This window comes from Sutcliffiella rhizosphaerae, assembly GCF_917563925.1.
GTDB classification, from domain to species: domain Bacteria; phylum Bacillota; class Bacilli; order Bacillales; family Bacillaceae_I; genus Sutcliffiella_A; species Sutcliffiella_A rhizosphaerae.
The window spans coordinates 153,032-174,552 of record NZ_CAKJTJ010000006.1; the positions used below are offsets into that span (position 1 = coordinate 153,032).

The 21,521-nt window shown below is 35.2% G+C and carries 34 protein-coding genes; 27 read left to right on the forward strand and 7 right to left on the reverse strand.

Annotation, left to right across the window (positions count from 1 at the left end; translation table 11 throughout):
• Positions 1-4: 4 nt before the first annotated feature.
• The 4 genes from sufD (at position 5) to sufB (ending at position 4,418) form a co-directional block, all read left to right on the forward strand.
• On the forward strand, positions 5-1,297 hold the full coding sequence (gene sufD, locus LRP81_RS08010) for a Fe-S cluster assembly protein SufD (RefSeq protein WP_230500743.1): 1,293 nt from the start codon (positions 5-7) through the stop codon (positions 1,295-1,297).
• The gene (locus tag LRP81_RS08015; protein WP_230500744.1) at positions 1,297-2,517 is read left to right on the forward strand and encodes a cysteine desulfurase; all 1,221 of its coding nucleotides are present in this window, start codon (positions 1,297-1,299) and stop codon (positions 2,515-2,517) included. The genes sufD and LRP81_RS08015 overlap by 1 nt, the downstream gene beginning before the upstream one ends.
• Positions 2,507-2,941, forward strand: a complete 435-nt coding sequence (gene sufU / locus LRP81_RS08020) for a Fe-S cluster assembly sulfur transfer protein SufU (protein WP_230500745.1) — start codon at positions 2,507-2,509, stop codon at positions 2,939-2,941. Before LRP81_RS08015 ends, sufU begins: the two co-directional genes overlap by 11 nt.
• A 79-nt stretch (positions 2,942-3,020) precedes the next feature.
• Complete coding sequence (gene sufB, locus LRP81_RS08025) at positions 3,021-4,418, forward strand: Fe-S cluster assembly protein SufB (RefSeq protein WP_230500746.1); 1,398 nt, start codon at positions 3,021-3,023, stop codon at positions 4,416-4,418.
• A gap of 81 nt (positions 4,419-4,499) precedes the next feature.
• Here sufB and LRP81_RS23205 read toward each other — a convergent pair whose 3' ends face one another.
• The 5 genes from LRP81_RS23205 to LRP81_RS08045 all read right to left on the reverse strand — a co-directional run bounded on the left by LRP81_RS23205 (position 4,500) and on the right by LRP81_RS08045 (position 6,509).
• Positions 4,500-4,631, reverse strand: a complete 132-nt coding sequence (locus LRP81_RS23205) for a hypothetical protein (protein ID WP_253073870.1) — start codon at positions 4,629-4,631, stop codon at positions 4,500-4,502.
• A gap of 14 nt (positions 4,632-4,645) precedes the next feature.
• The gene (locus LRP81_RS08030) at positions 4,646-5,368 is read right to left on the reverse strand and encodes a tyrosine-type recombinase/integrase (protein ID WP_253073868.1); all 723 of its coding nucleotides are present in this window, start codon (positions 5,366-5,368) and stop codon (positions 4,646-4,648) included.
• Positions 5,307-5,651 (reverse strand): hypothetical protein, encoded by a 345-nt coding sequence (locus tag LRP81_RS08035; protein ID WP_230500747.1) that lies wholly within the window; start codon positions 5,649-5,651, stop codon positions 5,307-5,309. Before LRP81_RS08035 ends, LRP81_RS08030 begins: the two co-directional genes overlap by 62 nt.
• 62 nt (positions 5,652-5,713) lie before the next feature.
• Positions 5,714-6,175 carry an ImmA/IrrE family metallo-endopeptidase gene (locus LRP81_RS08040; protein WP_230500748.1) on the reverse strand — a complete coding sequence of 154 codons (462 nt, stop codon included), beginning with the start codon at positions 6,173-6,175 and terminating at the stop codon, positions 5,714-5,716.
• A 1-nt stretch (position 6,176) separates the two neighbouring features.
• On the reverse strand, positions 6,177-6,509 hold the full coding sequence (locus tag LRP81_RS08045; RefSeq protein WP_230500749.1) for a helix-turn-helix domain-containing protein: 333 nt from the start codon (positions 6,507-6,509) through the stop codon (positions 6,177-6,179).
• Positions 6,510-6,866: 357 nt separating this feature from the next.
• Between LRP81_RS08045 and LRP81_RS08050 the strand changes: the two genes are divergently transcribed.
• From LRP81_RS08050 to LRP81_RS08060, 3 genes are read left to right on the forward strand one after another with little or no spacing between them, the layout of a single operon-like run.
• Positions 6,867-7,049, forward strand: coding sequence for a helix-turn-helix domain-containing protein (locus tag LRP81_RS08050; RefSeq protein WP_148989164.1), 183 nt, complete (start codon positions 6,867-6,869; stop codon positions 7,047-7,049).
• 21 nt (positions 7,050-7,070) lie between these two features.
• A complete protein-coding gene (locus tag LRP81_RS08055) occupies positions 7,071-7,352 on the forward strand; it encodes a group-specific protein (RefSeq protein WP_230500750.1) in 282 nt (93 codons plus the stop codon).
• 11 nt (positions 7,353-7,363) lie between these two features.
• Positions 7,364-7,534 (forward strand): hypothetical protein, encoded by a 171-nt coding sequence (locus LRP81_RS08060; protein WP_230500751.1) that lies wholly within the window; start codon positions 7,364-7,366, stop codon positions 7,532-7,534.
• A gap of 1 nt (position 7,535) precedes the next feature.
• On the opposite strand, the gene LRP81_RS08065 is transcribed toward LRP81_RS08060, so the two are convergent.
• Positions 7,536-7,754: a hypothetical protein gene (locus LRP81_RS08065; RefSeq protein ID WP_230500752.1), complete on the reverse strand. Its 219-nt coding sequence runs from the start codon at positions 7,752-7,754 to the stop codon at positions 7,536-7,538.
• Between the two features lie 457 nt (positions 7,755-8,211).
• Between LRP81_RS08065 and LRP81_RS08070 the strand changes: the two genes are divergently transcribed.
• The 16 genes from LRP81_RS08070 to LRP81_RS08145 all read left to right on the forward strand — a co-directional run bounded on the left by LRP81_RS08070 (position 8,212) and on the right by LRP81_RS08145 (position 17,570).
• On the forward strand, positions 8,212-8,427 hold the full coding sequence (locus LRP81_RS08070) for a hypothetical protein (protein ID WP_230500753.1): 216 nt from the start codon (positions 8,212-8,214) through the stop codon (positions 8,425-8,427).
• Between the two features lie 13 nt (positions 8,428-8,440).
• Positions 8,441-8,695, forward strand: a complete 255-nt coding sequence (locus LRP81_RS08075; protein ID WP_230500754.1) for a YqaI family protein — start codon at positions 8,441-8,443, stop codon at positions 8,693-8,695.
• A gap of 5 nt (positions 8,696-8,700) precedes the next feature.
• Positions 8,701-8,928: a hypothetical protein gene (locus LRP81_RS08080; protein ID WP_230500755.1), complete on the forward strand. Its 228-nt coding sequence runs from the start codon at positions 8,701-8,703 to the stop codon at positions 8,926-8,928.
• Between the two features lie 124 nt (positions 8,929-9,052).
• Positions 9,053-9,217, forward strand: a complete 165-nt coding sequence (locus tag LRP81_RS08085) for a hypothetical protein (RefSeq protein WP_230500756.1) — start codon at positions 9,053-9,055, stop codon at positions 9,215-9,217.
• A complete protein-coding gene (locus LRP81_RS08090; protein ID WP_230500757.1) occupies positions 9,217-9,783 on the forward strand; it encodes a host-nuclease inhibitor Gam family protein in 567 nt (188 codons plus the stop codon). The genes LRP81_RS08085 and LRP81_RS08090 overlap by 1 nt, the downstream gene beginning before the upstream one ends.
• A 2-nt stretch (positions 9,784-9,785) precedes the next feature.
• Positions 9,786-10,043, forward strand: coding sequence for a hypothetical protein (locus tag LRP81_RS08095; RefSeq protein WP_230500758.1), 258 nt, complete (start codon positions 9,786-9,788; stop codon positions 10,041-10,043).
• A 5-nt stretch (positions 10,044-10,048) separates the two neighbouring features.
• On the forward strand, positions 10,049-10,741 hold the full coding sequence (locus LRP81_RS08100; RefSeq protein WP_230500759.1) for an AAA family ATPase: 693 nt from the start codon (positions 10,049-10,051) through the stop codon (positions 10,739-10,741).
• The gene (locus LRP81_RS08105) at positions 10,741-11,220 is read left to right on the forward strand and encodes a DUF669 domain-containing protein (RefSeq protein ID WP_230500760.1); all 480 of its coding nucleotides are present in this window, start codon (positions 10,741-10,743) and stop codon (positions 11,218-11,220) included. The genes LRP81_RS08100 and LRP81_RS08105 overlap by 1 nt, the downstream gene beginning before the upstream one ends.
• Before the next feature lie 84 nt (positions 11,221-11,304).
• Positions 11,305-13,650 carry a phage/plasmid primase, P4 family gene (locus tag LRP81_RS08110; protein WP_230500761.1) on the forward strand — a complete coding sequence of 782 codons (2,346 nt, stop codon included), beginning with the start codon at positions 11,305-11,307 and terminating at the stop codon, positions 13,648-13,650.
• A 675-nt stretch (positions 13,651-14,325) separates the two neighbouring features.
• Complete coding sequence (locus tag LRP81_RS08115; protein WP_317987046.1) at positions 14,326-14,640, forward strand: hypothetical protein; 315 nt, start codon at positions 14,326-14,328, stop codon at positions 14,638-14,640.
• Between the two features lie 2 nt (positions 14,641-14,642).
• The gene (locus LRP81_RS08120) at positions 14,643-14,999 is read left to right on the forward strand and encodes a YopX family protein (protein WP_230500762.1); all 357 of its coding nucleotides are present in this window, start codon (positions 14,643-14,645) and stop codon (positions 14,997-14,999) included.
• On the forward strand, positions 14,996-15,535 hold the full coding sequence (locus tag LRP81_RS08125) for an ERCC4 domain-containing protein (protein ID WP_230500763.1): 540 nt from the start codon (positions 14,996-14,998) through the stop codon (positions 15,533-15,535). The genes LRP81_RS08120 and LRP81_RS08125 overlap by 4 nt, the downstream gene beginning before the upstream one ends.
• Before the next feature lie 18 nt (positions 15,536-15,553).
• On the forward strand, positions 15,554-15,748 hold the full coding sequence (fbpA, locus tag LRP81_RS08130) for a Fur-regulated basic protein FbpA (protein ID WP_230500764.1): 195 nt from the start codon (positions 15,554-15,556) through the stop codon (positions 15,746-15,748).
• A gap of 37 nt (positions 15,749-15,785) precedes the next feature.
• Positions 15,786-16,166, forward strand: a complete 381-nt coding sequence (locus tag LRP81_RS08135) for an organic solvent tolerance protein OstA (protein WP_230500765.1) — start codon at positions 15,786-15,788, stop codon at positions 16,164-16,166.
• Positions 16,167-16,565: 399 nt separating this feature from the next.
• On the forward strand, positions 16,566-16,772 hold the full coding sequence (locus LRP81_RS08140; RefSeq protein WP_230500766.1) for a hypothetical protein: 207 nt from the start codon (positions 16,566-16,568) through the stop codon (positions 16,770-16,772).
• A 39-nt stretch (positions 16,773-16,811) separates the two neighbouring features.
• Complete coding sequence (locus LRP81_RS08145; RefSeq protein ID WP_230500805.1) at positions 16,812-17,570, forward strand: DNA cytosine methyltransferase; 759 nt, start codon at positions 16,812-16,814, stop codon at positions 17,568-17,570.
• Between the two features lie 167 nt (positions 17,571-17,737).
• Here LRP81_RS08145 and LRP81_RS08150 read toward each other — a convergent pair whose 3' ends face one another.
• Positions 17,738-17,920: an aspartyl-phosphate phosphatase Spo0E family protein gene (locus LRP81_RS08150; protein ID WP_230500767.1), complete on the reverse strand. Its 183-nt coding sequence runs from the start codon at positions 17,918-17,920 to the stop codon at positions 17,738-17,740.
• 153 nt (positions 17,921-18,073) lie between these two features.
• On the opposite strand from LRP81_RS08150, the gene LRP81_RS08155 reads away from it, so the two are divergent.
• The 4 genes from LRP81_RS08155 to LRP81_RS08170 all read left to right on the forward strand — a co-directional run bounded on the left by LRP81_RS08155 (position 18,074) and on the right by LRP81_RS08170 (position 21,431).
• The gene (locus LRP81_RS08155; protein ID WP_230500768.1) at positions 18,074-18,529 is read left to right on the forward strand and encodes an ArpU family phage packaging/lysis transcriptional regulator; all 456 of its coding nucleotides are present in this window, start codon (positions 18,074-18,076) and stop codon (positions 18,527-18,529) included.
• A gap of 44 nt (positions 18,530-18,573) precedes the next feature.
• Positions 18,574-19,833 (forward strand): hypothetical protein, encoded by a 1,260-nt coding sequence (locus LRP81_RS08160; RefSeq protein WP_230500769.1) that lies wholly within the window; start codon positions 18,574-18,576, stop codon positions 19,831-19,833.
• A gap of 223 nt (positions 19,834-20,056) precedes the next feature.
• The gene (locus LRP81_RS08165; RefSeq protein ID WP_230500770.1) at positions 20,057-20,689 is read left to right on the forward strand and encodes a hypothetical protein; all 633 of its coding nucleotides are present in this window, start codon (positions 20,057-20,059) and stop codon (positions 20,687-20,689) included.
• Positions 20,690-20,816: 127 nt separating this feature from the next.
• Positions 20,817-21,431, forward strand: coding sequence for a hypothetical protein (locus tag LRP81_RS08170; protein ID WP_230500771.1), 615 nt, complete (start codon positions 20,817-20,819; stop codon positions 21,429-21,431).
• The last annotated feature ends 90 nt before the right edge of the window (positions 21,432-21,521 follow it).

A 21,521-nucleotide genomic window follows, 5' to 3' on the forward strand; every position in this document is an offset into this window, starting at 1 on the left:
TATCATGACGTTAGAGACAAAATTACCGTTTGATCAAGACTACCTCAGCAACTACTCCAAAGAATCAGGAGAGCCGCAGTGGCTGTTAGATCTTCGTATCCAAGCTCTTGCTTTGGCAGAAGAACTGCCTTTACCAAAGCCAGATAAAACGAAGATAACAAACTGGAACTTTACAAACTTCCAAAAGCATACTGTCGAAACTTCGATTACTTCTGTGGACCAGCTTCCAGAAGAAGTAAAGGCGTTAGTTGATGGAGAAAATTTATTCGTACAAGTTGATAATACAGCTGTTGTATCAACGCTTAAAGAAGAACTAAAATCTCAAGGAGTAATTTTTACAGATATCATCACAGCTACTAAAGAGCACGGTGAACTTGTGAAAAAATACTTCATGCAAGACGGTGTAAAAGTAGATGAGCATAAGCTTTCTGCTTTACATGCTGCATTATTAAATGGTGGAGCATTCCTATATGTTCCAAAGAATGTTGTTATTGAAGAACCAATTCAAGCAATTTACCTACATGACCAAGCAGAAGCAGTTTTCAATCATATTCTGATTGTAGCGGAAGATAACAGTGCCGTAACATATGTAGAAAACTATTTCTCCAATACGGACGGTGAAGGTTCCATCTTCAACATTGTGACAGAGGTTATCGCAAATGGTAACTCAAAAGTTCAATATGGTGCAGTGGACAATCTTGGTAAAGGTGTTACTACTTATGTTAACCGTCGTGGTGTAGTTGGTCGTGACGCTACATTAGAGTGGGCTTTAGGATTAATGAATGACGGAGATACTATTTCAGAAAACATCACAAACCTAATCGGTGATGGTTCTGTAGGGGATACAAAAACTGTTGTAGTTGGTCGTGGCGAGCAAAAGCTAAACTTTACAACAAAAGTCGTTCACTTTGGAAAAAATTCTGATGGGCAAATTCTCAAGCACGGTGTAATGAAAGACAGCGCAAGCTCTGTATTTAACGGAATCGGGAAAATTGAGCATGGGGCATCTAAGTCAAACGCTGAACAAGAATCACGTGTACTTATGTTAAGTGAAAAAGCTCGTGGGGATGCAAATCCAATTCTTCTAATTGATGAAGACGATGTAACAGCTGGTCATGCTGCATCTGCTGGCCGCATTGATCCACTTCAGCTTTATTACTTAATGAGCCGCGGAATCTCCAAAAATGAAGCAGAGCGCCTAGTTATCCACGGATTTTTGGCACCTGTTGTTAAACAATTACCAATTGAAAAGGTTAAAAATCAATTGATTGATGTAATTGAAAGGAAAGTTAAGTAATGAATACCCAGGAAATTCGTCAGCAGTTTCCTATTTTGCACCAAGAGGTAAATGGAAATCCGCTTGTATATCTGGATAGTGCTGCTACCTCACAGAAACCACTTGCGGTTATAGAGGCTTTGGAGAAATATTATAAAGGCTATAATTCCAATGTTCACCGTGGTGTTCATACTCTTGGTACAAAAGCCACGGATGGTTACGAAGGTGCACGCGATAAAGTGAAAAACTTTATTAACGCTAAGCACCGCGAAGAGATAGTTTTTACCCGAGGTACAACAACAGCTTTAAATCTTGTAGCAACAAGCTTTGCACGGCCGAAATTACAGACTGGCGATGAAATAGTTATTACTTACATGGAGCATCATAGTAATATCATTCCTTGGCAGCAAGCTGCTAAAGCCACTGGTGCCACATTAAAATATATCCCGCTTGAAGAAGACGGTAGTTTATCGTTAAAAGCTGTGGAAGATACGATTACAGAAAACACGAAAATTGTGTCAGTGATGCATGTCTCAAATGTATTAGGATCTATAAATCCAATTAAAGAAATCGCTGCAATTGCTCATAAAAATGGAGCATTTATGGTCGTGGATGGTGCTCAAAGTACACCTCACTTAAAAGTAGATGTACAAGATTTGGATTGTGATTTCTTTGCACTTTCCGGTCATAAAATGGGTGGCCCGACAGGAATAGGTGCCTTATACGGCAAAAAACACCTTCTTGAAAACATGGAACCGATTGAATTTGGCGGTGAAATGATTGACTTTGTTGGTTTGCAGGAATCAACCTGGAAGGAGCTGCCATGGAAGTTCGAAGGTGGTACCCCAATCATTGCAGGGGCTATCGGACTTGGAGCAGCAATTGACTTCCTGGAACAAATTGGAATGGAAAATATCCTAGCTCATGAGCATATGCTAGCAGATTATGCATTAGACCGTATGTCTGAAATTGAAGGGATTACAATCTATGGTCCAAAGAAACGGGCAGGATTGGTTACCTTTAATATCGAAGACGTACATCCACATGATGTTGCAACCGTATTGGATGCAGAAGGAATTGCTATTCGAGCTGGACATCACTGCGCACAGCCTTTGATGAAGTATCTAAATGTTTCTTCTACTGCACGTGCTAGTTTTTACCTGTATAATACAGAGGAAGAAATTGATAAGCTAGTGGCATCATTAGTGAAAACAAAGGAGTATTTTAGTAATGTCTTTTAACAATTTGGATACTCTTTATCGTCAAGTAATTATGGATCATTATAAGAATCCTCGTAATAAAGGGGCAATCGAGTCGGACAGTATTACTGTCGACATGAATAACCCGACTTGCGGCGACCGTATTCACTTGACACTTCAATTAGAAGACGGAAAAGTGAAAGATGCAAAATTTGATGGAGAAGGATGTTCCATTTCGATGGCATCTGCTTCCATGATGACACAGGCAGTCAAAGGTCTTGAAGTGGATAAAGCCGTTCAGTTATCCCAAATCTTCTATGATATGATGTTGGGTAAGGACTATGATGACGAAACAATTGACTTGGGGGATATTGAAGCACTTCAAGGAGTAGCGAAATTCCCAGCACGTATCAAATGTGCCACTCTTGCTTGGAAAGCGATGGAAAAGGGAGTCAAGTCAGAATAAGTAAGGAAAGATAGGGAGTCGCAGGGTTTTTACCTCTAAAGTAACCTGCTTCTCACCTCTTGAATGGAGGGAATAAAAAATGGCGAAAAAAATGCCTGAAATCGGCGATTACAAGTATGGTTTTAAGGACAGAGACGTATCCATTTTCCGTTCCGGCCGAGGACTTACGAAAGAAATCGTTGAAGAAATCTCTCGTATGAAAAATGAGCCGCAATGGATGCTGGACTTCCGTTTGAAATCTTTGGAACATTTCTATAACATGCCAATGCCTCAATGGGGTGGCGATCTTAACAGTTTGAACTTTGATGAAATTACGTACTACGTAAAACCATCTGAAAAGTCTGAGCGTTCTTGGGATGAGGTACCTGAAGAAATCAAACAAACTTTTGATAAATTAGGTATTCCTGAAGCAGAGCAAAAATACCTTGCAGGTGTATCCGCTCAGTACGAATCTGAGGTTGTATACCACAACATGCAGGAAGATTTAGAAGACCTTGGGGTTGTTTTCAAGGATACAGATACAGCACTTAAAGAGAATGAAGATATCTTCCGTGAACATTGGGCGAAAGTTATCCCGCCAACGGATAACAAGTTTTCAGCTTTAAACTCTGCTGTATGGTCTGGTGGTTCTTTCATCTATGTTCCAAAAGGTGTAAAAGTGGAAACTCCACTACAAGCATACTTCCGAATCAACTCTGAGAATATGGGACAATTCGAGCGTACGCTTATCATTGTGGACGAAGGCGCGCATGTACACTACGTAGAAGGTTGTACAGCACCTGTTTATACAACAAATTCACTACACAGTGCAGTAGTTGAAATTATCATTAAAAAAGACGCTTATTGCCGTTACACTACTATTCAAAACTGGGCGAACAACGTGTATAACCTTGTTACAAAACGTGCAGTTTGTGAAGAAAATGCAACGATGGAATGGATTGATGGTAACATCGGTTCCAAGCTGACTATGAAATATCCAGCTGTCATCCTTAAAGGTGAAGGCGCTCGTGGTATGACTCTTTCCATCGCACTAGCTGGTAAAGGTCAGCATCAGGATGCAGGAGCGAAAATGATTCACCTTGCACCAAACACATCCTCCACCATCGTATCTAAATCCATTTCTAAACAAGGTGGTAAAGTAACGTACCGTGGAATTGTTCACTTCGGTAAAAAAGCATCTGGTGCCCGCTCTAACATCGAGTGTGATACACTGATCATGGATAACCAATCCACTTCCGATACGATTCCTTACAACGAAGTGTTCAATGACAATGTGTCACTTGAGCATGAAGCGAAGGTATCCAAGGTATCAGAAGAGCAACTGTTCTATCTAATGAGCCGTGGATTATCTGAAGAAGAAGCAACAGAAATGATCGTAATGGGCTTTATCGAGCCATTCACAAAAGAACTTCCAATGGAATACGCAGTAGAAATGAACCGTCTGATTAAGTTCGAGATGGAAGGTAGTATAGGATAACCTATATTAAACATTGATTTATCAAGGTTTTGAGGAATAAGAGGTAGCCAAGAAAATGATGCGTGCCGATTTCGTGCCGATTCAGTTTTTCTTGGCTGTGTAGGAGGCGAACTTTTTGAGTTCGTCTTCTTCTATTTTTTCTGTAATATCTAAGTAAGTGTCTGCTGTAGTTTTAATGGTTTTATGCCCAAGCCTTTTAGAAACAAATTTTATACTCGCTCCAGCTTCTAATAGAAGTACAGCGTGAGTATGCCTAAAGCCGTGAGTTCCATGTAATCTACGCCTGCCAGTTTACAATACTTTTGTATTGACTCTCTCACTGTGGATGGCGTAAGATAATTCCCTAAATAATTCTGAAAGATTATGTCATCTTTATTTTTGTAAAAGCTTTGCTCCTTTAAAATCATTTCATTTTGTTTTAGTTTGAATTTCTTTAGCGTTTTTAAGACCTCATCATTTAAAGTAATTGTTCGGTATGAAGAAGAGTTTTTCAAGGTGGTTAATACTAGCTGATTATTGTCATTTCTTCTGGTCTGTCTTTCCACTGTAATTTTGTTCCCTTTTATATCGGACCACCTTAATGCTAATGCCTCACTAATTCTAAGTCCTGATTCACTTAGAAAATATATAAGTACATAGTAAAGTTGATAATCACTATACCGTTGATGTCGGTACTTCTTCATAAAGGTGAGGAGTGTAGTTAATTCTTTTAGCGTGAAATATTTGGTTTTATTGCTTTGTGCAACACTGTCTTTAACAGGAACACTAAGTCTGTCGGTCGGACTTTTTTCAAGCACTTCAATTTCATGAACTGCATAATGGAAAATTCCTTTTAAGACAGAAAGATACTTAATCCTTGCTCCATAGGAGTATTTTTCTTTCCCATTCTTATTGCGCATATCCATATACTCTTTTATCCATTTCTTTATATCTGAACGAGTTATTTTCATAATTCTCTTGTTTCCGAAAAAGGGTATAATGTGGAGATACAATGACTTCTATCTGTTCAAAAGTAGATTCTTTTACACTAGGTTTTTTGTGATCATGAAGCCACTCTTTTACTACATCTTCAAATAACATGTTGCGATCATTTAATGCTTGTCCATAATATATCCTTTCCTCTACTTTTCCAGCTTCTTTTTTTGTTCTATATGTGCCAATACTAAACTCTTTCCCATCTCTTGAGACTCTGGCTTGCCACTTTCCGCTTTTTAGTTTCCTGTAAGTTGCCAAAATGCTTCCTCCGTTTCCTTTTTGCGAATGTACGTTCTGTTCGTGGGTAAAAAAATATAAGGCTAAAAATTAAACCACTCTACAATCCCTAATGGATTAAAACAAATGGTAACATCCTTATATTCAATTGCATCCCCGTATTTGTCTTGGTAACGTTGGAGTGCTACTTCTAAAAACTCTTCCGTAACACCAATGTAGTTAGCCAATTCATATTTATTTCTAATTCCCTCTCGATGTGCCTGGATAATTTTATCTAAAGGAAAAAGCTTATAATAAGCCCATTGCCTAGCTCGTAACTCTTGCTTCTTATTTTGGATAGATGATTGGTCTAGTATATCTCCGCAACTAGTATGATAATGTCCCAGTTCCTCAGCCAAAATCGTAATTTTTTCAGCACGTGTAGGAAGGTGTCTGTTAATCCATATAACATTTTCGCCTTGGAGACCTTTAATAGAGGGATTTAAAGGTTTTTCATAAACATATAATTCTTTTTGGGCTTCCTCAAGTAACGATTCATAGTTCATATCATTGCCCCTTCGGTGGATGATCTTTTCTTTTCATTCGTATAAACTCTTTAAATCGTTCTATTTCCTCTAGCTCTTCTTCTGTCCATACTTCACCTACGTGGTGAGCTGCTAGGTTTTCTATATCGTCAATGTGCTTCTTGTTAGTTCGTCCTAAAAGGTAGTCGGTAGACACATTGAAGTATTCTGCTACTTTCATTAAGTTTGCGCTGTTCGGAGTTTTCTTTTTCCAACCATAAAGAGAATTTTTACCAAAATCTAGTCTTTCTTCTAATTCTACTATTGAAATTTTTTGTTCCTCACATAATTTTTTTACCCTTTCAAATGCAGTCATATCAACCATCCTTGTTACTTAGAACAAGAATAATTAATCTTTTAACTAAAACTAGTTTGACATTTTAGTTTAAAGGCTAATATACTTTGTTCATAAGCTATTTAGTTAGCGAAAAAGAGTACAAAAAAGACGATCTATCAAAATACAATTTATACGTTGGGGAACGGGTGAATGTATTGTTTACAGGCTTTTTATAGTCTTATTTAGCTATGCTTGTATTCTATATTAAAGACTAAAAAACGTCAATAGTTTTTAGTTAATTAGCTAACTAAATAGCTATATTTTGTAAATTAACGCGCTGTGGTACCGAGCCGATGACGGTACAAACAATGTTGTAAGTCAGAAAGGAGCATATATATGACAGAAGAATTAGGAGCAAAAGTTCGTTCAGAATTATTTAAAAGAAAGATGAGACAAAAGCAATTAGCAGATTTACTTGGTATTTCCAACGCATATCTATCAGACATCATTAACGGACGTAAAGATGGCCCAAAAGCCCAAGAACATGTAAAGCATATCCGTAAGATTTTATCTATCTAAAGAGAAGGGAGTAAGTAACTCATGCCTATCGCAAAAGTAAGTGTAGATGTTGATGAGATGGTTATCAAGGAAATGCTTAATGAAAAGTTAGACCGTCATTTAAAACAACTTGAAAGTAGATTTACGTTCTGGGACATGAAGGAACTTTGCAGACAAACATGTATGAGCGAAAACAGTATAAAAGAAAAATTCTTTTATGATCCGCGATTCCCGAAAAGGAGAGTAGGAGGCAAGTGGTATTTTCCAGTAGCTTCAACTACAATCTTTTTACTAACTTGGCTTTCAGAACAACCAACCAATTAGGAGGATGAAAAATGTCAGAAGAAAAAGTAACTTACTCATCAAATCTACCAGAAAGGATTTCCGCTGTAGAAGCTTCAGTTACTACTCTTGTAGGACAGATAGTTGATTTGAAAAAGCAAGTGGAAAAGCTAGAAAAGGAAAAAGCCACCGCGGCAACGGTAGCTTTTAATAAAAAATTATAATTTACTCAAACCTTAAATGATGAGGAGCTTGCTCAATCACTTTATAACCTTGTTTTTCAGCTTCAACAATTATTTCTTCTTTGGACATATCGTATTTTTGTAGATCAATTACAGCATAATCAATTCCTGGCATATTGAAATTAGCTAATAGTTGACTATTTAAATCATCCCATGAAAATAGTTTCTCTTGCTTTAATGGACGTGGACTTAATTTACTCATAATTTATCACCTCCTCCCAAGAAAATTATACCAAAAAGAGGAACCGAGGAGAGAAGTGTTTTCAAGATATTGGATTTTATCATTTTAGAAGTCGGTTATCCAAAGGAGGCATTAACTGTGAGAAATGGAGCTAAGAAAGAAGTTGTACACCGGATCGAATATTACACTCGCAAGGTTGCACAAAGATCCAAGCATTGTCTGGCCGATAAGCTGCCAAGGAAGTTCACGTATAGAAACAAGCGTTTACAGGCTTACAAGAAATTGATGCACATGGAAATCGAGAAGTTTAGGCAGGCAAGGGGATGAGTGGAAATCACTCTAATGATGTGCGGTAAATGTTTTCGTGAAAGGAGTGATGCCGTCAAAGGTTTACTAGATTTGTAACTTACTAGCTTTATAACTCTGAAACTACCGTCACTTGCTGCATTAACTAATCGAAAATAGGAGGTTACTAGAAATGAATCAACCAAACTTTAAGAATCCCACTATCAGGGACTACACGCAACTACTTAATCAACTTGGTAAAGTTGTTCAGCTCATTGAAATTTACAGAAATGCAAAAATCACTGTGCTGGTAAAACGTTATGAGAAAAAGCGTTTGGAGTTAAATCAGCAGTTAGAAACAATGAGAAACACAATGCTGTTTGCTAGTGCTAGTAATGCTAGGGCATAAGGAGAGGAGTAAGTTGAGAAAGATAACTAAGAAGTGCTGGCAGTGTCATAGGACATTCCGAGTATTAGAAGATGAGCAATATGATCATGTTTGTACGAATGGTTGTTATGAAAATAACGGGCTTTCTGGAAGTATAGATGCTTGTGGGGAAGAAGTCACCAATGGTGATGAAGTAATAATCCATGACGGAGAAATTATCCTTTATGAAAATGCTGCTAGATATCTGATAGAGGTATTAGGTGCTGAACGAAAAAATGCAGGGGAGTGAATGGAATGGATTTTCAAACAAGGGACAAGCTTCATCATAAACTTGATGGTGCTAAGAAAATAATTAGTGCAATTCATAAAACAGAAAACTTAATTAAGGAGTTAGAGGATGATAGACAAATTTCCTCAATTGCTATGTATTCTACTTATCATTTCCCAGATTTGATAATTAATAAGTTTGAACTTACAAAAATCATTGAAGTATGTATTAATCGGATATTTGAAAGACCATAAAGAAGCTTTAACAAAAGAGTTGAACAACATAGTTGAAATAAAATAACTCGTTGCGACAACAACGAGTCAAAAATTACAAATTTCATTTATCAATTATTTTGAGTTTACCACAGGAGGGAGAAATTTGAAAAGAGTAGAAATTCCATTTTCCTCAAATAGTGGGGAACAACAAGCAATGGCTGCCTCAGGTGGATGCATTTCATTTAAACCGAATGGAAAAGTAGTATTTCAGTTTCCTAGCCAGGAACACTATGAATCTTATAAATCATTAATTAAGGGGGATAAATAATGTTAAATCAATTACAAGAAATCGAATTGTTGGATGTAGAGGATATTAATTCTCAAGGTGAAAGTAATGATGCTCCTAAGTTTGAAATTACAGATCTTGATAGTCTTAACTGGGTGTTCCGTAAAATGGCTGCTTTAAAAGCCAAACAAAAGGATATTCAGCAGCTGGCAGATGTTGAAAGACAACGTATCTCTGATTGGGAAAAAGGAGAGCTATCTTCTATTACTAGCAGTCTTGAATTTTTTGAAAGTAAAGTTGCTGTCTTCCACATGGAAGAACTGGCGAAGGATCCTAAAGCTAAAACAATTAGCACTCCATATGGGAAATCCAAAACTCGTAAATCAAAGGAAGCACCTGAAAAAGAAAATGAAGATGTGATCCTGCAGCATGTTATCGAATCAGGATTGGATGATTTCATTAAACAGAGTGTTAAATGGGGCGACTTAAAAAAATCATTGAAGATTGCAGAAATTAGCGGTGAGAAGGTTGTAGTTGACGAAAATGGACAAATTGTTCCAGGTGTAACTATTAAGCCTGAGTCAATCTCTTATAGTGTGGAGGTATAAAAATGCTAAAAGTAAATTTGGTTTCCTTTGAAGATTTGTCAGAGGAAGAAAAAGAATCTCAACCTAATAATGGTTGCGGAAAAGAATATGCAAACTATATCAAAATTAATGACGGAGAAAAAACATTAATGATTTTATCGGATGCGGTTGAACCCGAAGATGCAACATTTAGTCGTGATTTTTCAGATGTTGTGGAAGCAATTGAAGAAGCTTATAAGATCGGTTATAGAGACGGTAAAAAGGTAGCTAACAAGGGGTGAATTAATTGGAAACAACAAACGGTGCGCAAATAACCAAAAGTAAGAAAGCTAAAATCATCATCTACTCAAAGCCAGGTGATGGAAAAACAACAGTAGCTGGATTGCTCCCAGGCAATACACTGGTACTAGATATTGATGGGACAAGCCAAGTACTACAAGGGTACTCCAATATAGATGTTGCAAAAATTGATGGTGCTGATCCGCATGATAGTATTCTAAAATTCTTTGCTCATGCAAAAGCAAATCTAGGTAAATATGACAATATCTTTATCGACAATCTAACACATTATCAAAAGCTATGGTTAATGAATAAAGGTGAAAAAACTAAAAGTGGTATGCCGGAATTGAAAGATTATGCATTGTTCGACAATCACTTACTCAAGGTAGTTGAAACCTTTAATGGATTAGATGCAAATGTCATCTACACTGCATGGGAAACCACTAGAAGCATTATTCATGATAATGGCCAGCAGTACAATCAATTCATACCTGACATAAGAGATAAGATTGTAAATCATGTTATGGGCATTGTGCATGTAGTCGCTCGGTTAGTACGAAAAGCAGACGGTACTAGAGGCTTCATGCTCGAAGGTAATCAAAGCATCTTTGCAAAAAATCATTTAGATGATCGCAAAGGCTGCGTACAAGAAGAATTAATCATGTCATCCACAAATCAGAAAACAGGGGGAAATAACTAATGTCATTCTTTAAATTTGATGAGGAAAATGCAAATACAGGATTTGAACTAGTAGCAGAAGGTAAATATGAGGCTGTTATTCTAAATACAGAGGCTGGGAAAACTCAAGCTGGCAAGCCGAAGTTAACAGTAGATTTTGAAATTCGTAGTGATGTTCCACAAAATCATCAAGGAGCAAAAGTCCAATTTAACACCTTCACTTTTGAACATGAGGTCTCCATTAGGATTGTAAACTCATTACTAAAAGCGTGTGGCTTTGCAAATAACCATTCATTTAACTCTGCAGATGATATGGCAAAGGAGCTTATCAATAAAAACCTGAAAATCACTGTAAAGCATGAGGAATATGAAAAGGTGGTTGACGGTGTTAAACAAAAACGAACTGCTGCCAAAGCAAAATATTATGATGCATCCGATGTAAACCCAGTTAGCCAAAATGGTAATCCAATAACTGTCGGTGATGATGATTTACCGTTCTAAATAACTAAATAGAGAAGTTGGTATTTTGCTAGCTTCTCTTTTTTATACCCATTTTAGAGAAAAATTGCTTTATAGGAGGGCAAAATGAAAGAGAATCCATACAACTTCAACGAAATCCCTGCTGAATTAAAAGCCCTTCCTCAATGGATTTTGTGGAGATCGGAAAGACGTAATAACAAACCAACAAAGGTGCCTTATCAAGTAAATGGTGAAATGGCACAGGCTAACAATAGACGTACCTGGTCCACCTTTGCAACAGCCGTTAAATTCTACTTAGAAGGTGACTATGATGGAATTGGCTTTGTATTTAGTAGGCAGGACAACTACATAGGAATTGATATTGATAAATGTGTTGTCCAGGGCAAAGTTAACAATTTTGCTAAGGAAGTGATTGCCGCACTCGACAGCTATACCGAGTTTTCTCCAAGTGAAACAGGTATTCACATCATCATAAAAGGAAATTTACCTCAATCAGTATTGGGAACAGGCAGAAAGAATACAAAGCATGGGTTGGAAATATACTCATACGGTCGCTATTTTAGCTTCACTGGTAATAGAGAAAATTCCAATGATGTTTATGAACGAACAGACGAGCTGGCAGAAGTCTTTGAACAATACTTTGACGGTAGCTACATTCAAGGACGAGTAAACCTAGCAGAATTTGAAAAGGATGAAATTAAGATATCCAATGAAGCACTTTGGGAGAGAATTTTCCGAAGTAAAAACGGTGATGAGATCCGTTCCTTATACAATGGAAATTTAATCAATAGTGACCATTCAGCAAGTGACTTGGCACTTTGTAATCACTTAGCATTCTGGACAGGTAACTCAGCTACTAGAATGGACACCATGTTCCGTGAAACAAGTCTAATGCGTGATAAATGGGATGTCATTCATTTTAGAGATACGAATGAAACATATGGTGAAAGAACAATAGCAACAGCTATTTCTGCCACTTCTACAACGATCCTAGACAACAAAAAACAGTTTGAGGAGTTTTCTTACGATTTTCATTTTGGTGATGCAGAAGAAGTTGTGGAAGATAAACCAAAAAAGAAGTTTCGATTAACTGAACTTGGAAACGCTGAAAGAATCGCTCATGAATATGGACATGTAATTAAGTTCGTAAGTGAAATGGGTTGGCTCATATGGGATGGGAAACGGTGGAAGGTAGACACCAAGAAAGAAATTGAACGAATCACTGCAAAGGTGCTTCGTGGACTTTATAAATCAGAGGATGAATCAGAAACAAAGTGGGCTAGGATGTGTGAGCGAAGAAACATAAGAATGAACAGTATTAAGGACCTCATGCCCTTAGTTCCAGGAGAACGAGAAGACTTTGATAGGCATAAATATTTGTTAAATGTAGAAAACGGAATTGTAGATTTAAAAACAGCAAAGCTACAGGCACATGATAGAGAGCTTAGTTTAACCAAAATCACCAATGTTGAATTTGATGAAAAAGCCAAATGTCCGACTTGGATGTTGTTCCTAAATCAAATATTCAAAGGAGATACAGCATTAATAGAATACATGCAGCGACTTGTTGGATATTCCTTAACTGGGGACATTTCAGAACAATCCATGTACTTTCTAGTCGGTGGTGGTTCCAATGGTAAATCAACCTTTGTAAATACCATAAAAAAGTTAATGGGTGATTACGGATCTCAAACAAAGTCAGATACTTTTATCAAGAAAAAAGATACCGGAGCAAATAACGATATTGCTAGATTAGTAAATTCGAGATTTGTTTCGGCAGTAGAGTCCGAAGAAGGTGAAAAACTACAGGAGTCTCTTGTAAAGACAATAACAGGTGGAGAACCTATCCTAGCTCGATTTTTAAGACAAGAATATTTCGAGTTTACACCTGAATTTAAAGTGTTTTTTACGACAAATCATAAACCAATAATAGGTGGGGTTGATGATGGGATATGGAGACGTGTGAAAATCATCCCATTTACATTAAGCCTTCAACTTCATGAACGTGATAAAAAACTGGAAGAAAAACTTTCTTTTGAAATGCCTGGCATTCTTAACTGGGCCATACAGGGTTGTTTAAAGTGGCAGCAGTCAGGACTGAAGGAACCGAAAGTCGTAATGGATGCTACAGGTAACTATAAAGAAGAAATGGACATCTTAGCTCCGTTCTTAGGGGAAATTTGCTACATTGATGAACCTAAAAACGAAGCAATCAAAATTGAAGCTAAAGAATTATATAACGTTTATGACAATTGGTGCTTTAAATCAGGGGAACGTACTTTGGGAAATAGATCATTTTATCGAATGTTAGAAACAAAAGGCTTTGGAAAAATGAAAGGTGCTGGAAACAAGACGTATTTAACAGGAATTAACCTAAAAGAACGTATTCCAGTTACTAAAGAAAATAAAGAAGGCTCCCAAAGTAACTTTTTTAAGGTGTTAGATAACTGATTTTTAGCTTTAGTAACTTTTAATAACTTTTAAGAAATCCAGTAGTAACAAGTGTTTAAGTTAACTTTTATAGTTAAATAGTTATTTTAGTTATTGGATTTCCAGAAGTTTAAAAAAACCAAAAAAATAAATATATATATTATATAGAGTTTTTAATACTTTTGATTTTATGATAACTAAAATAACTTTTGATGTATGAAAAATACAATTTATCTTAGAGCCGCAAGGGTTCCAAGAAAGTTATTAAAGAAAAAATAAAGTTATTTAAGGGTTGTTTTCGTTACTAAATTGCATATTTTCCATTTCTTTAATAACTGTTGGAGGTTGGAAAATGATAGAAAAATACATTGAAGAAAATATTAAAAGAGATATTAAGAGTTATGAAACAGTTGATTGCTTATATAAAAGATATTTATTGTTTTGTAAGTTTTACAATTCATTACCTTTAACAAAAACCAAATTTCATAATCAAATGAAATATTTCTGTATTAGTGTTACAGATACGAGGAAAAGGAAGGGCAGAGAAAATAAAGTTAGTAGATGGGGAGTGAAACTACTACCATGCAAGTATTAATGATCCTGAGCCAAATTTGGAAATCTGGAGCAAATATTTACCTTGATGAAAGTGATAATAAAGTGGCAATTAAGAATTAAAAATTAATACCAAAGGATGTTATGCAAGCCGCTGAGCAAAATTTTCAAGCAATAGATGATTGGTTTAAGTCTTGGAAGGGTGCCAGTAATGAAAAAATCACGATTATGAAAATGCTCCATCAATTCTGTGGATGGCAGCATAACGAAAGAATTAATAATTGGTTTGTTGCTGATCAGGATTCTTTGATGGATTTTGTTGAATGGACTTGCATTCTTGCTAGGAAGGGATGGAAAGACCCTTACGATGATTACCGGCAATATGAAAATGATGAATCAGATAAATTGGCAAAAGAATTATACAACCGTGCTGTTACATATGCCAAGAAAGGAGCATGAGCATGAGGGAATTTAAGTTTCGTGCTTGGGAAGAAAATCTAAAAGAAATCATCCCAGTAAAAAATATAGATTTTAAAAAGAGAATGATAAATATTGATTCTGTTTGGCGCTTTTTTGATGAAATTAAATTAATGCAATTCACCGGTTTAAAAGATAAAAATGGCAAAGAGATTTATGAGGGGGATGTTATTTATATTTATGACGATGATGAATTAGGAGATGGATGGGGTGAAACAGTTATTTACCATCGAGCTTGTTTTATGGCTGGTGATGACAATTTACTTGTTAATGTACATTTCAGAAGCGTTGTAATTGGCAACATATATGAAAATCCAGAGTTGTTGGGGCAATCTGAATGATTTCCTATCATTACACTGATACGGAATTAAATAAAATACTCAAAACATTAACCATAGTCATAGATACCAGGGAGCAAGTAAACGGTCATATTTTAAATTACTTACGGCAAAAGGGAATTCCTATCAAAATTCAAAAACTAGATACAGGTGACTATGGTTGCATGATTCCTCGAAATGATGATCTAGGCATTACCCGCGATATCTTTTTGCGAAGTCGTGTTGAACGTAAAGCCCATATGGACGAGATAACAGGAAATCTCCAAAAGGACACTCAAACAGCCTTTGAGAATGAATTAATACGCTCTAAAGACATTCCCTTCACTTTAATTGTGGAGGACCTGAGAGGCTACGAGAAAATGCTCAAAGGTGAGTACCGTTCAAAATATAACCCATTAGCATTACTGGGGCGGCTTAACACATTCAAAGCGAAATACAATTTTGAAATCGTTTATCTAGACCAGAAATTTAGTGGTAACTGGATCTATCATCATTTTTACTATAAAGCAAAGCATTACCTTAGAACAGGAATTTTTTAAAAAGAAAGGAGAGCAGAAATGAATAATCAAGCTACACAATTGAGCAGAGCTGTTGAGCAACGTAAAGACTATTTGAAGGCTGAATTAATGAAGTACGGATATTTTAATACGTCTGATGGCAAACAACTTTACGAATTGAATCTTTCAGAGCTCGAGCAAATTCATATTAATGTGAAATCTCAATTCGGGAAAGAAATGTCTAAAAAACTATAAATCTCAAAAACTAGATAAATATTAGGAGGAACTAACAATGGCAAAAGTGCAACTTAATCAAAAGGAACAACATTATGCAGATACTCGTGAAGAAGCAGAGGAAATTATTTTAGCTGCTAAAGAAAATGATCATCTACAAATGCACAAAATAACCGAGAAATATAACAAGTACGGTCAGTATTTCTTAATTGATTTAACCTATGCTTATCAAACTCCTAAAGAAGTTATGGAGGCTCGGCCTGAAAAAGATAATACACCAGATGGACAAATGAGTATTGATGATCATGAAGGAATTGAATACAAGGTGGAGAATGATGGTTCAGTAATTTTGAAAGAGGGGCAACAGCCAATAGAAGATAATTATGAAGATTACGAAGAAGGTGAAGAAACGGAATCTAAGCTTCTGAGGGTTAAATAGTGGCAAATAAGTTGAAAAGAAAAAGACGGTTGGGCAAAGCACTTGCCCGCCGTCATAAGCAGAGTGTAGCTAGGGCTTGGAGAAATTACTTTGTAAAGATTGGATTTTTGGAAAAGTAGTACTCATCTATGTCTATTTTCCTCTAACAATTCTGTCACCCTCATGTGGTGGATAACGGTCATGGTTATGATAATAAGGCTAAAAAAAGAAGATAATACCGTGCTAACTATTAAGCCTTTAACAACGTTTTGATTAAACAATTTTATCATTCCTATACAAAAAATTTGAACAGGAGCAAGCTTAATTTCAGGGCTGAACTTGAATGTATGCTGCTCTTGTTCATAGTAAGTGTGTGTAAGGAGAATTACTTTTATTCAAAAAATAATATTAATTGTAGAGGTGAAGCAATTGATAGCCAACAGTGTAGACCTTCACCAAGATATGAAACGTAATTTTGTTTTAGACAAGCTATTGGAACAAGGTATTACTAAAAGTCAGCAAGGGCAGGACATTCATTTATTGTCCTATGAGGAATTAAAATACGAATTGGTTCTTCAATCGTTTAGGGAAATTGATGTAGCTAAGGATGCTAATAGGTGGTTTTGATGTCCGTTTGACAGAAAAGACAAAACAGAGGTGAGATAAATAAAAAGTATAGAATTATTCGCAGGGATAGGTGGAATTGCATTAGCAGCTGAATGGGCAGGAATAGAAACAGTTGCTTTTTGTGAACGAGATCCATTTTGTCATAAGGTTTTAAATAAACAATGGCCAGATATTCCTATATTTGATGATATACGCACACTAAATGCAAAAACACTAGAAGAAAGGGGAATTGACGTTGGAACAATTGAACTTATTACCGGAGGATTCCCTTGCCAACCTTACAGTATTGCCGGGAAGCGAAAAGGCACGGAAGATGACCGTGATCTCTGGCCAGAAATGTTTAGGGTTATTAAAGAAATCAGACCAACTTGGGTTGTTGGTGAAAATGTTGCTAACTTCGTCAATATGGAGCTCGACCGCACGATATCTGACTTGGAAAGCATCGGCTACTCCACAGGGGCGGTTGTATTACCAGCTTGTTCCGTCGGGGCGTTCCATACCAGAGAAAGGACGTTCATTATTGCCAATTCCAATAGCCAGTTGCGGGAGACATTTGAAGTTCACTCAAAACCAAATATTGAAAGTGAAAATAAAAAACCAGATGAATGGGAACAATTTTTCTTTATCAATCGTGGAGCTAATAACGTTGAATTTCGGAAAGTCGATAAATCCTTGCTTTGTAGAGATGATGATGGGGTTCCCAAAGAATTGGACGAAAGTAGACTGAAAGCTTTGGGTAATGCTGTAGTACCACAGCAAATCTATCCACTCTTTGAAGCTTTAAATAGATTAAATTAAGGAACAGTCCGAGAAATCTAACAAAAAAGATGAAATAATACATTTATAATCATAGATTATGGATTTAGCTTTAAGTCAAAGAGGAATGGAACCAGTTGTATGCACCTGAAATGTGGTTGGAGGATATTAATACATCCTAAAATGCTGGATGAAATGGAGCCAAAGAATTAACTAATACGAGATTTATACAGACTCAGCGTCTGGTATTTATAAATTAGTTTATCTAATTCCTGACTTTGTTTAATAATTTTTGGATCATGGAAATCCTTAGATAAGGCTAATTGTGTTAATTCTTTTTTCCGATATTCAATAATACTAAGTAATCTTTCTATTACAGTGACTGTTACCATAAGTGCCTCCAAAAAATAAAGATAAAGTATATGACACATTATGGAATAAAAAGACAAAAAAAGAAATAGTTTCGACAAAACAGCTATAAAATCGACAGAAAAAAGACAAGATTTCTCCTGTCTACCCAAGAAAATTATACCATAGGGGGAATCTTGGTGTCTCAATTACAGTTTAAATTGCCCGAAATAGATAGAGAATTAACCAAAAAGGCTGTTGAAAGTGCTTTAGAGAAATATCGCTTTTACCTTCTAACAATTCCAGAAGAGAAACTGCCTAGAATAACACCTGCCTACTCATTAGTACCTCCTTCCAACACCAATGAATTTCATTCCTCCACAGAAGATGCTGTTATTGGTCGAGTAGATGGAGAAAGGGAGCGTCTGGAGTATATAGAGCGTATTAGAAGGGCTGTTAATCGTTTGAGTAGTAGAGAAAGAGAATTGATAATTAAAAGGTATCTGGAAGAAGATGAAGTGTATGATTATGAAATTTATAATGATAAAGGTATGAGCGAAAGGCAGTATTATAGGTTTAAAGGTAGAATGTTTTATAAGTTAGCTTTTTTATTGAAAATTGAAGTTTATAAAAATAATGAGCATCCATTATAATTAAATGGATGCTTATTTTATTTTTATTACAAAGGGGATTGGTTATGAGATTACCAGTAGAAAAGTGGTTGGAAGAACAAGATTTTGATGAGAATATAAGAGGGCTATTTAATGAGTCAATAATTTGTTATAAAGCATCTGCATATAGAGCATCTTTACTATTTTCATTTTTAGGCTTTCAGACAGTAATCAGAGAAAGAATTATTAAAGCGGAGAAACCAGGAAACATTCACCCAAAGGCTTGGGAGGCAATTAAGAGTAATCTTAGAAAAGAAGATTCTTGGGATATGGAAGTGAATGAAAGTATTAAGAAAAATGATGAAAATAAAAGATTGTTTATAATGACTGACGATTTACGGCAACAAGCAATTTACTGGAAAAACAGAAGGAATGATTGTGCTCATTCAAAGTCTAATATTATTGATTCTTCACATATCGAATCTTTTTGGTTTTTTCTTTTTTCTAACCTATCTAAATTTGTAGTAAATGGAAGTAAAGAATCCTTAATACAAAAAATAGATAGACATTTTGATTTAAATCTAACAAGAGAAGATGAAGATTTTACATACATTATAAAGGAAATCCCTAATGCCTTATACGAAGAAGATATATTAGACTTTTTACATAAATTAGATAATGTTTTTATGGAAAATGAAACTTGGTACCCGATCATTGCTGAAAGAGCAATGAGTTTCTTTAATCAATTAATTAACTTGGGAGATCCATATACATCTAAATCAATTGATTTTATTAAGAAAGATAATGATTTAGAGGAATCATTTTTAAATGCACATCCAGATAAAGTTACATATTTTTACGGAAATAATCAATCAGAAATTAGACATTTATGGAGGGTGAAATTTAATTCATTTGGAAGTGTAAAATATAAGATATTGGCAAGGTTGTTATCTAATGGATTTGTTACAGATGAGAAAGAGGAAGTTTTTAATCATATTATTAGAACAAGTAAAAGTTCCTTTCCTTCAACAAATGATGCCACTGTGTTAGAACAACACGGCTATTTTAATCAATACAAAAGTTTAGTTTTTAGTGAAAATATTCCACTAATTCATGTATTCGATTGGGGTAATAATGCAGATGAGTCAGTGGGAATGCATTTAAATCTAATGGGATTAGATGCCCAAATTGTTAAAAGTATAAATAGAACTTTTTTACATGAACCTTTCCCATTTAAATTGCAAAAAAGTCTTTCAAAGTATTTTTCAGAAGGTGAAGTTAGGGATAAATATATACAAGTTTGTGATGAACTAGGTATTTCTCCTACTGAGCACTTAGGCTTTTAATTGTTAGAATAATTTCAGGGTATTGGCAGGATATTGGCAGGATATTGGCAGGATATTGGCAGTAACACGGCAGAGCATTTCTCTATAAAGGTGTTATTATGATATTAACGAAATATATCAAGAGGGCAACACTCAGTTTGAGTGGTGTCTTTTTTATTTTGTTGAAGGAGAAATATCACACTTCTAGAATTTCTTATAGTATTGAAGTTATAGGGGGATATAAATGATAGTTGATTGGATTACTGGAATATTAATTAGTATAGTAGGAAGTGCTATTTTTTTAGGAATGACTTGGTTGGCCAGTAGTTTTTATAAAAGAACAAAGTATTGGAAAAACGTTGATAAAAGTAATAAAGAAATTTTGAAAATATTGATACAAACACTCTCAGAAGGGATTTACCCTAACCAAAAAATTTTAGAGAGTATAATACAATCAACAGCAGTAATATATAAAATAAGAGTAAAAGACTTAAAGAATGTTGAAGAATTAATAAACGATATGATTAAAGAAGTATTTGAGTCAAATTTTATTAGCTACAAAGATAAGAATGAAATAAGCATAAAATTAGTAGAGTTAAAAGAAACTTATGTAGCCGATTCTTATTCAGTAAATATTGAACCAGAACAAGAGAAAGGTAAAAATAATGCATTTAACCAGATAGTAAAGCTAGGTGTAATGAGCTTAATTGTATATGGATCATTGGCATATTACTTGTTCAGTGGAATTATTCGGATTGAAGGATTAGGTTCAAAAGACGCAACAACAATGTTAGCAACAGCAGTTTTTATTGTAAGTGCTATTTATGTCTTATTAGTATGGAAAGTTTCAAGAAAAGGCGATAAAAAAACAATATAAATTGGTCTGTTTATCAAGCGAAATCAACTTATTGAATTGGTGTCTTTTTATGTCTAATATTGACGAACGATAGAAGTTGTCCTGGTAGTTCCTTTTGCTCATAATTGTGGGTGAAGGGAGACTCCATATGTTTAGTAAAAAACATTTGTATTTATTCACCATACTAATTATATTGATACCAGTAATAGTAAATATTTTAATGAATTCTAGGCTCCCTTTATTTCCAGTGGGGCTTAACAATGACTGGATTGGCTTTTTTGGTAGTTTTTTAGGAAGTATAGTGGGAGGAGGATTAACGTTACTAGGGGTTAAACTAACGCTTGATTATCAATCAGACAAAGAGTATATCAATACGACTCCCAAGAAAATAATGAGACTTCATAAAATGAGCAAGTCTCTAAATAATTTAAATAATCACATTGTATTCTCAAAAGGTGCAATTGATAAAAAGTACATTGCTTCTAAAATAGAAGAACTTTTAGAAGAAGCCTCTAGTATAGATAGTTTGGTTTTTTCAAATATTGTTGGCATTGAAACTGAATGTGAAGTGTTTTTTGAAAAACATAGTACACTGGTAAAGTTAGATAATTGGGGTGCGTCAGTAATAGTAGATCAATTAGAATATATTGAATTAGTAGATCGAACTTCAGACACAATTGATAATGTAATTAAATTTGTTGATAAATATAAATACAAATTAAAAAAGAAATATAACAGGATTGAATCCAAGTTTAGACAATAAATAATAAGGTAGAAGGCAATCTGACGGGGGTTATTGATGTTTGTTGATATAAATATTTTTAGATGCTATACAATTCGTAAAATAATTAAT